This window comes from Asaia krungthepensis NRIC 0535 (genome assembly GCF_025995175.1).
Taxonomy (GTDB): Bacteria; Pseudomonadota; Alphaproteobacteria; order Acetobacterales; family Acetobacteraceae; genus Asaia; species Asaia krungthepensis.
The window spans coordinates 25,889-40,811 of the sequence record NZ_BAPV01000043.1; the positions used below are offsets into that span (position 1 = coordinate 25,889).

At 59.5% G+C, this 14,923-nt stretch carries 11 protein-coding genes and 2 pseudogenes; 2 read left to right on the forward strand and 11 right to left on the reverse strand.

Features of this window, described 5'->3' with window-relative positions; translation table 11 throughout:
* Nucleotides 1-79 precede the first annotated feature (79 nt).
* Entirely contained in the window at nucleotides 80-976 is an 897-nt protein-coding gene (locus AA0535_RS11795) for a LysR family transcriptional regulator (protein ID WP_264816507.1), read from the forward strand.
* A 238-nt stretch (nucleotides 977-1,214) separates the two neighbouring features.
* On the opposite strand, the gene AA0535_RS11800 is transcribed toward AA0535_RS11795, so the two are convergent.
* Nucleotides 1,215-2,051: a helix-turn-helix transcriptional regulator gene (locus AA0535_RS11800; protein WP_264816509.1), complete on the reverse strand. Its 837-nt coding sequence runs from the start codon at nucleotides 2,049-2,051 to the stop codon at nucleotides 1,215-1,217.
* Nucleotides 2,052-2,135: 84 nt separating this feature from the next.
* On the opposite strand from AA0535_RS11800, the gene AA0535_RS11805 reads away from it, so the two are divergent.
* Nucleotides 2,136-3,044 (forward strand): SDR family oxidoreductase, encoded by a 909-nt coding sequence (locus AA0535_RS11805; RefSeq protein WP_264816511.1) that lies wholly within the window; start codon nucleotides 2,136-2,138, stop codon nucleotides 3,042-3,044.
* Nucleotides 3,045-3,184: 140 nt separating this feature from the next.
* On the opposite strand, the pseudogene AA0535_RS11810 reads toward AA0535_RS11805, so the two are convergent.
* The 10 genes and pseudogenes from AA0535_RS11810 to urtA form a co-directional block, all read right to left on the reverse strand.
* Nucleotides 3,185-3,928, reverse strand: a pseudogene (locus tag AA0535_RS11810) (IS5 family transposase); the annotation flags it as partial.
* Between the two features lie 285 nt (nucleotides 3,929-4,213).
* Nucleotides 4,214-5,038: pseudogene (locus AA0535_RS11815) on the reverse strand (IS5 family transposase).
* Nucleotides 5,039-5,107: 69 nt separating this feature from the next.
* Nucleotides 5,108-6,445: a hypothetical protein gene (locus AA0535_RS11820; RefSeq protein ID WP_264816513.1), complete on the reverse strand. Its 1,338-nt coding sequence runs from the start codon at nucleotides 6,443-6,445 to the stop codon at nucleotides 5,108-5,110.
* Between the two features lie 248 nt (nucleotides 6,446-6,693).
* Nucleotides 6,694-8,409 carry an urease subunit alpha gene (ureC, locus tag AA0535_RS11825; RefSeq protein ID WP_264816514.1) on the reverse strand — a complete coding sequence of 572 codons (1,716 nt, stop codon included), beginning with the start codon at nucleotides 8,407-8,409 and terminating at the stop codon, nucleotides 6,694-6,696.
* 16 nt (nucleotides 8,410-8,425) lie between these two features.
* A complete protein-coding gene (ureB, locus tag AA0535_RS11830) occupies nucleotides 8,426-9,181 on the reverse strand; it encodes an urease subunit beta (RefSeq protein WP_264816517.1) in 756 nt (251 codons plus the stop codon).
* 124 nt (nucleotides 9,182-9,305) lie between these two features.
* Nucleotides 9,306-10,001 (reverse strand): urea ABC transporter ATP-binding subunit UrtE, encoded by a 696-nt coding sequence (gene urtE, locus AA0535_RS11835; protein ID WP_264816519.1) that lies wholly within the window; start codon nucleotides 9,999-10,001, stop codon nucleotides 9,306-9,308.
* 10 nt (nucleotides 10,002-10,011) lie between these two features.
* A complete protein-coding gene (urtD, locus tag AA0535_RS11840) occupies nucleotides 10,012-10,752 on the reverse strand; it encodes an urea ABC transporter ATP-binding protein UrtD (RefSeq protein WP_264816522.1) in 741 nt (246 codons plus the stop codon).
* On the reverse strand, nucleotides 10,749-11,873 hold the full coding sequence (gene urtC, locus AA0535_RS11845; protein ID WP_264816523.1) for an urea ABC transporter permease subunit UrtC: 1,125 nt from the start codon (nucleotides 11,871-11,873) through the stop codon (nucleotides 10,749-10,751). Before urtC ends, urtD begins: the two co-directional genes overlap by 4 nt.
* Nucleotides 11,870-13,483, reverse strand: a complete 1,614-nt coding sequence (gene urtB, locus AA0535_RS11850) for an urea ABC transporter permease subunit UrtB (RefSeq protein ID WP_264816525.1) — start codon at nucleotides 13,481-13,483, stop codon at nucleotides 11,870-11,872. Before urtB ends, urtC begins: the two co-directional genes overlap by 4 nt.
* The gene (gene urtA, locus AA0535_RS11855) at nucleotides 13,476-14,804 is read right to left on the reverse strand and encodes an urea ABC transporter substrate-binding protein (RefSeq protein ID WP_264816527.1); all 1,329 of its coding nucleotides are present in this window, start codon (nucleotides 14,802-14,804) and stop codon (nucleotides 13,476-13,478) included. Before urtA ends, urtB begins: the two co-directional genes overlap by 8 nt.
* Between the last annotated feature and the right edge of the window lie 119 nt (nucleotides 14,805-14,923).

Below are 14,923 nucleotides of genomic sequence, written 5' to 3' on the forward strand. Positions count from 1 at the left end.
TACGGTAAATTTGTATTTTCCGATCTAAGAGGAGTAGCGACCGAAGGAGAGAATGATATTCTCCATCGGGGAGATAATGATGATCGACGATCTTAATGACCTGCGTCTCTTCACCAGGATTGCCCTTCACGGCAGTATCACCGCAGCCGCACGTGATATGGGGCTCGCGATCAATGTCGCGAGCAAGAGACTGGCGGCCCTCGAGAGGCGTCTCGGGGTCTCCCTGCTCCTGCGCACCACCAGACGTTCAACGCTGACCGAGGAAGGACTGCTCCTGCTCGAACGCGCACGTGGCATCCTTGACGAGGTCGATGAAATCGAGGCCCGGTTTGCAGAACGGCATCATGAACCGAGAGGGTTACTGCGCATCGGCGCGCCCGCGGCTTTGGGCAGACGCGTCATTGCACCGCTCTGCGCCGAGTTGATGACACGTTGGCCAGGGTTGCGGCTCGACCTGTTGCTGAGCGACCGGATCAGTCTACTGGTAGATGAATCGCTCGATGTGGTGATCCGGATTGGAGCCATGGCCGATTCAAGCCTCATGATACGCAAGCTGACCGATAGCCGTCGCATCATTGCCGCCTCTCCCGCTTATCTGGAACGCTGCGGGATACCTACTACTCCCGAGGCTATTGCCGGGCATGAAGTTCTGCGTTTCGGCAATCTGAAGAGCTGGGATCTTGCGGGTCCGCATGGGCGGAAGATCAAGCTGTGTCCTGATGGTCGCCTTTACACCGACAGCGGCGATGTGGCGCATGACTGGGCACGCCTTGGCCTCGGCCTCGTCTTCAAGTCCGAAATCGATATCGCGCAGGATCTCGCAGACGGCACGCTTGTTCGGGTGCTTCCTGATTGGGAGGGCGAACCGGCTCCTGTCTCAGCAATCTATCCCGCCGGGCGTCATGTGCCCCATCGTCTGCGCGTCTTCCTCGATAGGGTCATCGAGCGGCTTCGCACCGGTAGTGCAACGAAGTGAAAGCGTAACGTCGTGCGTCGGCAAGAAAAACATGCATAGCGCCGGGCATCGGCCTGGGGGTTTCTCCGTCCAGCGGTCGATCGTCGTATCTCCGGGGCCGGTCCCCCGGTCGGAGAGGTGCCCGCTGAAGGGAACGCCCGATGATTATCGGCGTCCCTGCGGTGAAGATGAGCCGGGTCTTCGACGACCCGTGTCCCACTTGCGTTGACGGGCATCATGACTGGTGTATTTCCCCGAATTATGCCTCAAAGTTGCTGATGAGCGCTTTGACACGCTCGAGATCGTTCTCGGTGGCAGGGTTGTAGATTACGAGGCCGAGGTCCGGGCGCCCCTCGACAGAGAACCCGGAATATTCAAGTTCGATAAGCCCGAGAGTGGGATGCATGAGGCGCTTCGTCCCCTCACCATTGACCTGAACGTCGTTTTCACCCCACAGAGTGGCAAATTCGGCGCTTCGGGTACTCAATTCCCTGACGAGCTCATCGATCTCGTTCGAGGCTCCGGCGCGCACGGCATCGGCCCTGAACGCAGCGACGACGGATCTTGCAAGACTTTGCCAGTCCATCTGCATATCCCGTATGTGCGGCGTGCAGAAAACGATCTTGAGGATATTCCTCTGATCTGCCGGCAACTGGCTGTAATCGGTCAGCACGGCAGACGCAGCACGATTCCACGCAACGACGTCCCAGAGAGGGGTTTTGACGATAGCCGGACTGTGATGGAGCGCGTCGAGCACACGCTGCAACCGGGGCGTGATGCCCTGCGCGCCTTGATATCGGGTCTCGGGAGGATGACCGAGCGCCAGCATGAAAAGATGCTCGCGTTCGGGGTCCGTCAGTAGCATCCCCTTGGCCAGACGATGCAGAACATCTTGAGACGGCGCCCCACCTCGCCCCTGTTCCAGCCATGTGTACCAGGTTGGGCTGATATTGGCGCATTGAGCCACCTCCTCACGGCGCAGTCCCGGTGTGCGGCGACGCGACGCGGAAAATCCGAACGCCGCAGGATCGAGACGCGCGCGTTTATCCCGCAGATAGACGCCAAGCTTGTTCTGCTGAGGAGATGAACCTGTCATGATCTATACTACGATAAAGTCACTACTATAACACCATCAGATATCGGCGCACGGTGAGGAAACAACAAGCGCAGGATTTCCACCATGAAAGTCTTTCTCACAGGGGCCAACGGGTTCATCGGATCAAGGCTGGTCACGACCTTGCTGGCGGCTGGCCATGACGTGCTCGGGCTGACCCGAAGCGATGCGGGTGCCCTTCGCCTGAGGGCAAGCGGAGCCGAACCCTATCATGGAACAATCGAGGACACCGATGGCCTCACAGAGGCTGCTGCGCGCTGCGATGCGGTGATTCACACGGCATTCGACCATGATTTCTCCCGCTATGTCGAGAATTGCCGCAAGGACGAACGCGTGATCCGAGCCCTTTATGAGACGTATGAGGGCTCCCGCAAACCTATAATTATCACCTCCACAACCCTTTTCGGCGAGCCCGTACCTGGCGCTCTCGCAGATGAGGATGTTTTCAATCCTGAGCACGCCAATCCTCGCGTGATCTCGGAAAGTGCCATTCAGGACGGGATAGCGCGTGGTTGTAATATATCCGTGGTCCGGCTTGCCCAGATTCACGACACGCACAAGCAGGGGCTCGTCACGTTTCTGATCGATCTGGCACGCAGAACCGGGGTCTCAGCGTATGTTGGAGAAGGCGTAAACCGCTGGTGCGCAGCCCATCTGGATGACACAGCGAACCTCTATCGGTTGGCGCTCGAGGAAGCCAGCGCTGGGGCCCGTTACCACGCGAGCGCAGAAGAAGGGGTTACATTGCGCGAAATAGCGGAAGCCATCGGGCGAAAGCTGGATCTACCTGTGAAGCAACTGACGGATCAGGAGGCGCCGCCTCATTTCGGTTGGCTCGTCCCGTTCGTGTCGAAAGACATGATTGCCTCAAGCGCTAAAACCCGGTCACGTCTGCTCTGGCAACCAGAAGGCCCGACGTTACTGGAAGATCTGCGAAGGCATGATCAGGGCGGTATGGCTTCTCATTTATGCTGAGCAGCCTCAAGCGTCATGGTTGGAAAGGTCACGGGTGCGCGTTGGGTGAGGAGTTCCTATCAAGGCTTACCGAGGGGATACCCGGGTTTTTCTGGAGTTGTAGAGGTCTCGGAGGCGCTAACTGTTAAGCTCAGGACTCCTAACCAGAATACGACGATAGCGGCGAGGCAGATGGCTGAGAAGAAGACGGCCGGACATCTGTCGCAGGGTGTGGCGATACGCCTCCAGTCCTTGAGCCGGCCGAACACAATCTCGATATGATTGCGGTGCCGGTATTTGCGCCTATCGCAGCTCGCGGGCGTCGTGCGGGATTGCCGGCCCGGAATGCAGAATTTGATCCCGTTATCCTCCAACCCGTCCCTGAACCAGTCGGCATCAAAGCCGCGATCAGCCAAGAGCCACCTTGCGGCGGGCAGATCATCCACAAGAGCAGCGGCCCCGGTGTGATCGCGGAGCTGGCCTGCCGTCATGAAGATCCTGATCGGGCGGCCATTTCTGCCTGTCACCGCGTGCAGCTTCGTGTTCATGCCGCCTTTGGTCCGCCCGATCAGGCGGCCTGGGCCCCCTTTTTTTCCGCAGGCTCGAGGCCGTACTGTGTGCCTTCAGGTAGGTCGCGCCCATCATGATCGTCTGATGGTCCGCCCTGCCAGCCGCTAGGCGGTCTATCAGGCAGACAAAAATCCCCGCAGCGCTTTCATTCCCTACAGCGATTGTAGAGCGTCTTATTCGGCCCATATTCCCGCGGAGCATCCCGCCAGCGCAGCCCATTGCGGTTCCCCGCTCAAAGTAAGCCGGTCATCAACCCGCAGTCTGCCATGACTCCTTGGGAAAAATGGCTCCAGATGCGCCACCTGCTCGTCCGTCAGCCATTCTAGGTCGCTCATCTCCAGTCTCTTTGAAGAGACTGAATCAGATATATCTACCCAAATCAATGGATCCTGAGCCTGAGGGGGCTTCTGATCCAGCTTTGATGAGGCGCTGGAGGATAGTATACGGGATCGCGCGAAAAAACGGGCGGGTAGCAGGCCCTCTAAAGACCACTATATAAGCATAAATACGGTACCCTAGCGTAATGCCTTGGCGAAATGCAGCCCGCATAGGCCTCTCTATAATTTTCGCAAGAGTTGCGAGGCAGCGAGTAAGAGTGTTCCAAGAGCCTGTTTGGAAACTCACGGATGGGCATTTCTGCGTGTGAGATTGGCGCCCATGGCGAAGAGGATCATGGCCTGTGAGACGTCGATACGACGCTCATAGTCACGCACGAGACGTCGCCAGCGGGTCATCCAGCCAAAGGTCCGCTCCACGACCCATCGATGGGGCAGTATCTTGAAGCCCTTCGCTCCATCCCGGCGTCGGATGACTTCGACGACGAAGTGCAGATAAGCCGCCTTGTCCATCAGCTGGAGCCGGTCGTAAGCCCCGTCGGCGAACAGGTGCTTCACCCAGGGCCAGCGCTTGCGGATCGCGTCCAGGATCATCTGCGCGCCCGCGCTGTCGGAGATGTCGGCCGGGGTCAGATTGACCATCAGCAGACGTCCGTCTGTATCCACGGCAATATGCCGCTTGCGCCCGACGACCTTCTTGCCGGCGTCATAACCTCTTGTTTGCGCATGCGGTGCCTTGATGCTCTGGCTGTCGATCACCCCAGCGGTCGGGCTCGTCTCGCGACCTGACCTCTCCCGATCGAGCATCAGTTCGACGTCATGAATAGTCTGAAACAGAAACCGCCGGGCCAACTCTCGAAACCAGCCATAGACCGTGCGTCAGTGGCCGGGATGGATCGGCAACATCCGCCAGCCACAGCCCGAGCGGACCAGGTAGCGCACCGCGTTGATCACCTCGCGAAATTCGATCTCGCGTGGACGGCCCATGCGCCCCGGTTCGGGCATCAGCGGCGCGATCCGCTCCCATTCCTCGTCCGTCATGTCCGACGGATAGCGCTTTGTCTTGCGGGCAATCCCGGCCATTCGGGCCCTCTGCTCTGGTGTCCACATCCAGAGCTTGAATCACATCTGCTCCAACTTCCTAAACAGGCTCTATGACGCGTAGTGCAGGCCACAAGATCACTGTACGTCTATTGACGACGCCCCATACCTGGATCCTGAAACGCGCTGCACGCCCGCCTCGGACGGGGCGAAATTCGTGCCATTGGCTAGCATTCGTGCAAACGTGTCAAAAAGTACCACGTTCCCTTGATGGATCGCTTGGATACCAAACTGCTTACTGTGCATGATTGTGACCGATGAGCCCGTCACTCTTCCTCCATCAGCGACGATCCCCGTCGCGCCACTCCCATCGATGGTGCAGTGACTAACATCGACGAAACCGTATTGCGCATTGACACCGATATAATAGCCAAAGATCTTGGTGCCGCCCAGATTTACTGAGGAGAAGCCGGATATCAAGGCTCCGGGGCCTCGACCCAATGGCTTACTAATGGTCATGTTTTGGGCCCAGGCCGCTCCTCCGGAGAGCGCCAACACGCCGGCTTCAAGAGTCTTCTCTGAGGTTGATCCGTCTATATACAATGTTCCGCCGCGTTCGGCATCGAAACTTGACCCTAATATAGCAGCCTTGGGATCAGTATAATCCGAAGCCCCTGAGGCATGACACTTCAAGCATACAATCGTACCACCACCTCGCGCCATAGCGTTGACATCGCCCGCATCATGAAGAAATACCCCGTTCCCGTTCGGAACATCTATGAAACCGTTGTTATCTGCCACAATGCTATAATAAAAATTGCGAATTACGATACTTTTACCAAGTACGACGACGCCACCACCATATGCACCCACGCCCGCTCCGTAGGACTGCGGGTTCCACAGATGACGTCCTGCAAGATCTGTTGACGCCATGGCGCCCGAGCCATCTGCCGGCTGGGTAATCGTGACGCCAGTGATCAATCCGAAGATACCGCCGCTCGTCGCCAGGAACGCTGTGAGATTTTTGCCTTTTGTATTTGTAAAGTTGAGCACAACCCGTGTCGGGTCGTCCTGGTTCCCGACGATATGTACGCGGGAAGTAGCTGCGTCGCTCGTCACAAAATTATGGTTTAAATTATATGACCCATCGCCAATCTTAACCTCGACATGATTATTGCCGTACATCATATGCGCTTGTAGGACTGCAGCATTATAAGCAGAAGTAGGCTCAGTGTAGTCACATCCGACACGACAAACACTTATCACCCGGGAGTAGACTGCCTGATAACCTATTAGTGAGGGATCTTTTTTTATCGCGGCAAGCGCAGGGGGCACCGTTCGATCGATATAGGAGCGGCCGGGTGTATCATCGATACCAGATAGAATACTCCTATGACCAGCGTGCTCGTCACCACCCCACGCCGTTTTCACGAGCATTAAAGGAAGGATAAAACAGAGTTGCTTCACATAACCCATTTTCGAACACGCCTTCGGTTTACCGCGTCGCTGAATGACAGGATCTTATGACCCATGTGACGACACATGCGTCGGTTCGTCCTGACAAATGTGACAGTCCAAATTCTGGACATAGTGCCTTCGAAAACACCATGCCCTATCACTTCTATCACGACATCGCTTGACCTTACTAAGTCCCTCACTCGCCTGGTCGTTGATCTTTTCTTATTTGCACCTTTTCTGAGATGGAAATTGTGTCCTAAACCCTGTCAGAACAGGTTGAACTTGCGGGCCAAGGGAAGAGTCTCAGCGGGCTGAATGCCGATAGCCTCGCCGTCGATGCGGACCTCGTAAGTTTTGGGGTCTACCGTGACTTTTGGCGTTGCATCGTTCAGTTTCATATCGGCCTTGCCGATACCCCGGCACTTGCGCACGGCCTCGATACGCTTGCCCAGACCGTAGGACAGCACGCCCTGTTCGGTCATCGACGCCTCGCTGACGAACAGGATCGAGGTTCCCGCCGTTCCCTTGGCCTTGGCGGCGAACATCGGGCGCATAATAACGGGCTGAGGCGTCGGGATCGATGCGTTGGCATCCCCAATCTGCGCAAAGGCAATGAAGCCGCTCTTGAGAACCAGCTCAGGCCGTGTTCCGAAAAAGGCCGGGCTCCACAGGACAAGATCGGCAATCTTGCCTTTCTCAACAGAGCCGATCAGATGACCCATCCCGTGGGCGATTGCGCCGTTGATCGTATACTTCGCCACGTAACGCTTGATACGGAAATTGTCGTTGCGCGCGGAATCCTCAGGTAGCTTGCCGCGCTGGCGCTTCATTTGATCGGCAATCTGCCAGGTACGGGTGATCACCTCTCCCGCACGGCCCATCGCCTGGCTGTCAGACGTCATCATGGAGATGGCGCCGATGTCGTGCATCACACCCTCAGCCGCTATGGTGTTCGGACGGATCCGGCTTGCAGCAAAAGCGACGTCTTCGGGGATATGCTTGTCGAGGTGATGGCAGACCATGAGCATGTCGAGATGCTCTGCCACGGTATTGACCGTGTAAGGATTGGTCGGGCTGGTCGAACTTGTCAGGATATTGGGTTCGCCACAGACACGCATCAGATCGGGGGCATGGCCACCCCCCGCGCCTTCAGCGTGGTAGGTGTGGATTGTGCGTCCGGCGAATGCCTTGATCGAGTCCTCGACAGTGCAGCTTTCATTGATCGTGTCTGTGTGAATCGTGACCTGCACATCGTAGTGATCGGCCATGGACAGGCAGGTATCGATGGCGCTTGGCGTCGTGCCCCAGTCTTCGTGAAGCTTCAGCCCCCCTGCCCCGGCAAGGATCTGCTCCTTCATACCGTCGGGTTTCGATGAGTTGCCACGACCTGTAAACACCAGATTGACGGGGATATCGTCCGTCGCCTGCATCATCAGCTTGAGGTAGGCAGGGTTGGGAGTACAGGTGGTCGCAAGGGAGCCTGTGGCCGGTCCTGTTCCACCACCGACCAGGGTCGTGATCCCGCTCGAAGCCGCGGTGAAGGGCTGGTCGGGGCAGATATAGTGGAAATGCGTATCCACACCTCCGGCGGTCAGGATCTTGCCCTCGCCTGAAATGACCTCCGTGTTTACTCCGATGATCAGATCGGGATCGACCCCCGTCATGACATCCGGATTGCCAGCCTTGCCTATCCCGGCAATCCGGCCGTTCTTGATACCCACATCGGCTTTCACAATCCCGGTATAGTCGATGACGACAGTGTTGGTGATGACGCAATCCAGGGCTCGGCTTGAATCGACGCCGGTCATCTGCCCCATGCCGTCGCGGATGACCTTGCCCGCGCCGAACATGCATTCATCGCCATAGCTGATGAAGTCTTTTTCGATCTCGGCGTAGAGGCACGTGTCGCCCAGACGGATACGGTCACCCGTGGTGGGGCCGAACAGGGCAGCATAATCGGCGCGCGTGATTTGATAGGCCATTGGAGAGCTCCCTGTTTCAGGTGTTGTTTGCGAAGGCGCGGGCGTCGATCCGCTCAAGCGTCGAGCGTCGATTGGCCGCACCGACCTGCCCGTCTGCCAGGGCATTGCCTCCGCGAATGACACGATTGCCTGCAATATCGATTAGTGTGACGGTTTTGGTCTCGCCCGGCTCGAAGCGTATTGCCGCACCAGCGGGCACATCCAGGCGCTTGCCGTAGGCAGCATCGCGATCGAACTGCAGTCGTGGATTGGCCTCGACGAAATGGAAATGGCTGCCGATCTGGATGGGGCGCAAATCCGTATTGGTCACGGCGATTTCGATGGTCGGGCGGCCTTCATTGAGCGTCAGAACACCCTCCTCGGCCTCGACCATACCGGAAACATCTTCACCCCCCTCGCCGAAAAGCGCAGAATCCGGCAGCGGAAGGAAGCTGCCAAACAGGGCCAGAGCGAGATCGCCCTCTGAGCGGGTGATGGGCGACTGGACGGCAACCAGCTTCGTTCCGTCCGGGAAGGTTCCCTCGATATGCACCTGTCCGACAAGATCGGCGACGCCGGGCTGAACCTCGCGCTTGCCGAGGATAGTGCCCCCCATGGTCATGAGTTCTGCCACAGAATGCCGTCCGTCGCGGATCAACTCCAGCAGAACGGTCGAAATCAGGGCGACCGCTTCGGGGTAGTTCAGTCTGAGCCCGCGCGCCAATCGGCGCTGAGCGAGGAGCCCGGTTGTTACCAGAGTGAGTTTATCGACCTCATATGGCGCGAGATGCATGGTGCTGCCCTTTCGTCCCTGCCGGTTCGTGACCGCGTTGTTCCCTCTAGGATTAGGGAAAACCGTCACAAACCGGGCTACGCATTTCTACGTAGCGAGACAGTCGAGCGAAGCCCGTGGTGGTTCAGATAGCCACGTAGCGCCGGACCTCTTCGGCTTCGAGTGTCTCTGCGTCACCGGACACGACCACGCGCCCGCGATCGAGCACCACAATCTGCTGCGCGAGTTCGAAGGCGAAATCGAAATACTGCTCCACGAGCAGGATCGCCATATCGCCCCGCCGGCGCAGGGCGTCGATCACCCTGCCGATATCCTTGATGATGCTGGGTTGAATACCCTCGGTAGGCTCATCCAGCACCAGAAGACGGGGCTTGATGACGAGTGCGCGCGCAATTGCAAGCTGCTGTTGCTGACCGCCCGAGAGATCGCCGCCACGCCGTGTCATCATCTTTCCCAGCACTGGAAAGAGATCGAAAATCTCCTCCGGCAGGCGTCTTTCGCCGCGTGGCAGCAAGGCAAGCCCGGTTTCAAGGTTTTCACGTACTGTCATGAGCGGGAAGATCTCCCGTCCCTGTGGAACGGTCGCAATTCCCCGTCGTGCCCGCTCATAGGCAGGCAGCGCGGTGATGTCCTCGCCCTCCCAGGTGATGCAACCGGAGGAGACCGCATGCATGCCGGTCACGGCGCGCAGGGTGCTCGTCTTGCCCACGCCGTTGCGCCCCAACAGACAGGTGACCGATCCGGGCTCGGCCTTGAGCGAGACACCGCGCAGGGCGATCGCAGCACCATAATGCAATTCGATCTGATCGACATTCAGCATGACTGATCCCTCACCGTCCAAGATAGACTTCAATGACGCGCGGATCATTGCTGACCGTATCGAGCGGCCCTTCCGCCAGAACCGCGCCTTCGTGAAGCACCGTCACGGTCACATCCAGCGCCCGCACGAAATCCATGTCATGCTCCACCACCACAACGCTGCGCGTACGATTGATCTCGCGCAGCAACCCGGCGGTTTCGGCGGTCTCTGCATCGGTCATACCGGCGACAGGCTCGTCCACAAGCAGCAGATCGGGCTCCTGTGCCAGCAGCATGCCGATCTCGAGCCATTGCTTCTGGCCGTGACTGAGCCCACCCGCAGCGCGCGTACTTTCGGCACCGAGGCGGATGGTGGCGAGAAGCCCTTCGATACGCCGGATCTCATCGGGGGTTAGCCGGGCGAAAAGCAGCCTGTGCGGGCGTCGGAGGCCCTTGAGGGCGAGCAGAAGATTATCCCAGACGCTCAGGGCCTCGAACACGGTCGGTTTCTGGAACTTGCGTCCGATCCCCAGTTCGGCAATGGCAGGTTCGTCCAGACGGGTCAGGTCATGACCCCGAAAGGTGACGCTCCCCGTATCAGGACGGGTCTTGCCGGTGATGATATCCATCATTGTCGTTTTGCCAGCGCCATTAGGGCCGACGATCGCGCGCATTTCACCCGGTGCAAGGGTGAGCGAGAGGCCGTTGATGGCCCTGAACCCATCGAAGCTGACGGAAACATCCCGCAAATCGAGAAGAGCGGCGGTCGTCATGCATTCGATCCTTCAGGATTGGTGATTTCAGGCGTTACCTCCTCGTCGCGCTTGCGCGGCACATGGCGCAAAAGCCCCATGACGCCATTCGGCAGGAAAAGTGTGGTGGCGAGAAACAGCGCGCCCAGCCCGTAGAGCCAGAATTCGGGCAGGATGGCGGTGAAGAGGGTCTTGCCGAAATTGACCAGAACTGCCCCGATCACAGCGCCCGTCAGCGTGCCACGTCCCCCGACCGCTACCCAGATCACGGCCTCGATCGAGTTGGCCGGAGCGAACTCGCCCGGATTGACGATCCCGATCTGAAGCACGTAGAGCGCGCCACCCAGTGCTGCTATGAGGGCCGAGACGATCCAGACCACAAGCTTGACCTGCTCCGGGCGATAGCCAAGAAAGCGCGTGCGCGATTCAGTGTCGCGCACCGCCACCAGAACCCGGCCGTAGCGTCCTCCCATCAGAGCGCGTGCACCCATCAACACGGCGCCGAGAATCACGCCGGTCAGCGCCAGAAGCACGGCCCGCGTGCTTGGCGCGGTGAGGTCGAAACCCAGCACATCCTTGAATCCGGTCAAACCGTTATTGCCGCCGAAGCCAAGCCCGTTCTGGAAGAAAGCGAGCATCAGCGCATAGGTCAGCGCCTGGGTGATGATCGAGAGATACACCCCTGAGACTCGCGAGCGGAAGGCGAGCCAGCCGAACAGCCCCGCCAGCACAGCCGGGACACCCAGCATGAGCACCACGCCAACCAGAAAATGGTCCGATCCCCACCAATACCAGGGGAGGCGATGCCAGGAGAGGAACACCATGAAATCGGGCAGGTCCGCATTGCCATAGACCCCGCGTGCGCCGATGGCGCGCGTCAGGTACATGCCCATGCCGTAGGCCCCGAGGGCGAAGAACGCAGCGTGGCCGAGGGTGAGAATACCCGCAAAACCCCACACCAGATCGACCGCAAGGGCAAGCAGGGCATAGGAGAGATATTTTCCGCAAAGCGTCACGACGAAAGGTGAGACGCTCAATGCGCTGCCCTGGGGCAGCAGGCTGGCCAGCGCCAGAACGAGGGCGAGCACGACGACGAGGAGCGCCGTCCAGCGCGCGCTGCGGAAGCTGAAATGGGTGCTCATGATTCGATCCCCCGACCGCGCATCGGGAACATGCCGCGCGGATGGCGCTGAATGAACAGGATGACGAGGACCAGCAGCAGGATCTTGCCCGAGACCGCACCGATCAGCGGTTCGAGGCCCTTGCCGCCAAGTCCGAGTGCGAGCGCCGCCGCCAGACTGCCCCAGAGATTGCCAACCCCGCCGAAGACGACGACGAGAAAGCTGTCGATGATATAACCCTGCCCGAGATTGGGGCTGACATTATCAATCTGACTGACCGCGACACCGGCCAGACCGGCAATGCCCGAGCCCAGACCGAAAGTCAGCGCGTCGATACGCGCCGTGCGGATCCCCATCAGGGCGGCCATGCGTCGGTTCTGGGTGACGGCACGCATATGCAGTCCGAGCGGGGTGCGTCGAAGCACCAGCATCAGGGCGGCCATGACAGCTATCGCGAACAGGAAGATGGCGAGGCGCACCGTGGTGATTTCAAGCCCGCCCAGTGCGAAGGCACCCCCGAGCCAGCCCGGTGTGGTGACGGCCACATTACTCGGTCCGAAAACGGAGCGCACAGCCTGCTGCAGGATGAGTGAAACGCCCCAGCTTGCGAGGAGCGTCTCGAGCGGTCGCCCGTACAGGAAGCGGATCACGCCGCGCTCGATCAGGATACCCAGCCCGCCGCTGACGACGAAGGCAGCGGGCAGAGCGAGAATCAGACTGAACGGCGAGAGCGCCGGGATATAAGAGGCAATCAGACGCTCGACGACGAAGGTGGTATAGGCGCCCACCATCATCAACTCACCATGGGCCATGTTGATGACGCCCATCACCCCGAAGGTGATGGCGAGCCCCATGGCCGAGAGCAGCAGGACGGAGCTCAGGCTCACCCCGTAGAACAGATCCTGGGCGTAACTCCAGAGCCTGAGCCGGAAGTCGATGGAGGCAACGGCTTTCTTTGCGGCTTCGCGCGTTTGTGGCGCCAGAGCCTCAAGGGCTGCGGCCCGCGTCAGCAGCGACCTCGCGCCCAGTCCGCCTGTTTTCTTTATGGCGGAGACGGCGGTAAGCTGCTCGTTCAGGGCGACGGGCGGTGCGCCAGGGCTCAGCAGGATAGCCGCGCGCGCAGCCTCGAATTCCGAGCGCAGGGATTTGTTGGCCGGGTCGGCGCTGGCGTGATCCAGGGCGGGCAGCATCGAGGCATCGGGATGGGTGAGCATGCGCGACAGGGCGTCGTGCTTCTCGGCCCGGCTGCCCTGCGCCAGAAGGAGTTCGGCCCGCGCCGTGGCGAGAACCAGACGCACGCGGTTATTGACACGAACCGGATGGAGGGAGGCGGGGTCGATGTCCGCATTCTGCTGGCCCGTACGTGCATCGACCAGACCCGTTCCTGCATGGATGTACACGCCCTCTGATCCGGCCATGAGCTTATGGGCGCCAAGTGCCTGCAGTGTCGCGAGGGCCTTGTCATCGCCGGATCGGCCGAGCGCCTCGATCCCGGCGATGATAGCGTCGAAATGCGGGGAGGCCAGCTGGGCGTAGGGATCGGGTGTTGCCTCCTGAGCCCCGGCGGGGGCACAAGGCGAGCCGAGGACCAGCGCGAGGCACAGGGTGAAAGCGAGACCTGCCTTACGCATGACGCGATCCGAGGCAGGCCTTTTTCTGGGTGTCGTAATTCCCGCAATTGATGGGAGCGGTCCAGTCGCCTGTCAGATGCGCGGTTTCCGGCACATAAGGCGACCAGGCCTGGCCCGGCACCTCGTGGGGCGTCTGCCACACCACATTGAACTGCCCGTCATCCTGGATCTCGCCAATATAGACCGGCTTGGTGATGTGATGATTGGGCAGGACCTGCGCGATCCCACCTGTGAGGTTGGGCTGGCGCAGCCCCACCATGGCGGCAATGACCTTGTCATGATCGGTCGTGCCCGCCTTTTCCACGGCCTGCACCCAGAGATTGAATCCGATGTAATGGGCTTCCATCGGGTCGTTAGTCGTCCGTTTCGGGTTCCTGGTGAATTTATGCCAGTCAGCGATGAACGCCTTGTTGGCGGGCGTATCGATGCTCTCGAAGTAATTCCAGGCCGCAAGCTGCCCGACCAGGGGCTTGGTATCCATGCCTGCCAGCTCCTCCTCACCGACGCTGAAGGCCATGACCGGAATATCGGTGGCAGTGATGCCCTGGGCCCCAAGCTCCTTGTAAAAGGGCACATTGGCATCGCCATTGATGGTCGAGATGACAGCGGTCTTCTTTCCGGCTGAACCGAAGGCCTTGACCTGCGAAACGATGGTCTGCCAGTCGGACTGACCGAAGGGCGTGTAATTCACCATGATATCGGAATCCGCCACGCCCTTGGATTTGAGATAGGCCTGCAGGATCTGATTCGTGGTACGCGGATAGACGTAGTCCGTCCCGATCAGGGCAAAGCGCCTGGCGCCGCCGCCATCCTCGCTCATGAGATAATCGACCGCCGGAATGGCCTGCTGATTGGGGGCCGCTCCCGTGTAGAACACGTTGCGGCTGCATTCCTGCCCCTCATATTGCACGGGATAGAACAGGATGCCGTTCAGCTCCTCGAAGACAGGCAGTACCGATTTGCGTGAGACGCTGGTCCAGCAGCCGAAGACCGAGGCCACCTTGTCCACACTCAGAAGCTGACGGGCCTTTTCGGCAAAAAGCGGCCAGTTAGAGGCGGGATCGACCACCACGGGCTCGATGGGACGCCCCAGCAGCCCGCCCTTGCGATTCTGGATATCCACCAGCATCAGCATGACATCCTTGAGCGTCGCTTCGCTGATTGCGAGTGTGCCTGAAAGCGAGTGCAGAATGCCGATCTTGATGGGCTCGCCCGAAGGCGCGGCGGCACGCGCGCGGCCGGTTCCGGCCAGCATCGCAGCAGAAGCGGCGAGGGTGAAACGGGCAAAGGCGCGGCGTGAGACGGGCGGGAGGGAGGTCATGGCGATCGGGTTCCTTCTCGGAGAATGCCCGATTTGGTCCCGAAACCATGGTTCCAGCCTATACGCAGTCTTGCGTATCGCCGCTATGTATCCCGCGTTGTCTAGTCGATGGTGGAATG

What these genes read in the sequence shown, in the direction of transcription:
- AA0535_RS11795 (WP_264816507.1), top strand. Translation starts at nt 80, where the DNA reads ATGATCGACGATCTTAATGACCTGCGTCTCTTCACCAGGATTGCCCTT.
- AA0535_RS11800 (WP_264816509.1), bottom strand. Translation starts at nt 2,051, where the DNA reads ATGACAGGTTCATCTCCTCAGCAGAACAAGCTTGGCGTCTATCTGCGG.
- AA0535_RS11805 (WP_264816511.1), top strand. Translation starts at nt 2,136, where the DNA reads ATGAAAGTCTTTCTCACAGGGGCCAACGGGTTCATCGGATCAAGGCTG.
- AA0535_RS11820 (WP_264816513.1), bottom strand. Translation starts at nt 6,445, where the DNA reads ATGGGTTATGTGAAGCAACTCTGTTTTATCCTTCCTTTAATGCTCGTG.
- ureC (WP_264816514.1), bottom strand. Translation starts at nt 8,409, where the DNA reads ATGGCCTATCAAATCACGCGCGCCGATTATGCTGCCCTGTTCGGCCCC.
- ureB (WP_264816517.1), bottom strand. Translation starts at nt 9,181, where the DNA reads ATGCATCTCGCGCCATATGAGGTCGATAAACTCACTCTGGTAACAACC.
- urtE (WP_264816519.1), bottom strand. Translation starts at nt 10,001, where the DNA reads ATGCTGAATGTCGATCAGATCGAATTGCATTATGGTGCTGCGATCGCC.
- urtD (WP_264816522.1), bottom strand. Translation starts at nt 10,752, where the DNA reads ATGACGACCGCCGCTCTTCTCGATTTGCGGGATGTTTCCGTCAGCTTC.
- urtC (WP_264816523.1), bottom strand. Translation starts at nt 11,873, where the DNA reads ATGAGCACCCATTTCAGCTTCCGCAGCGCGCGCTGGACGGCGCTCCTC.
- urtB (WP_264816525.1), bottom strand. Translation starts at nt 13,483, where the DNA reads ATGCGTAAGGCAGGTCTCGCTTTCACCCTGTGCCTCGCGCTGGTCCTC.
- urtA (WP_264816527.1), bottom strand. Translation starts at nt 14,804, where the DNA reads ATGACCTCCCTCCCGCCCGTCTCACGCCGCGCCTTTGCCCGTTTCACC.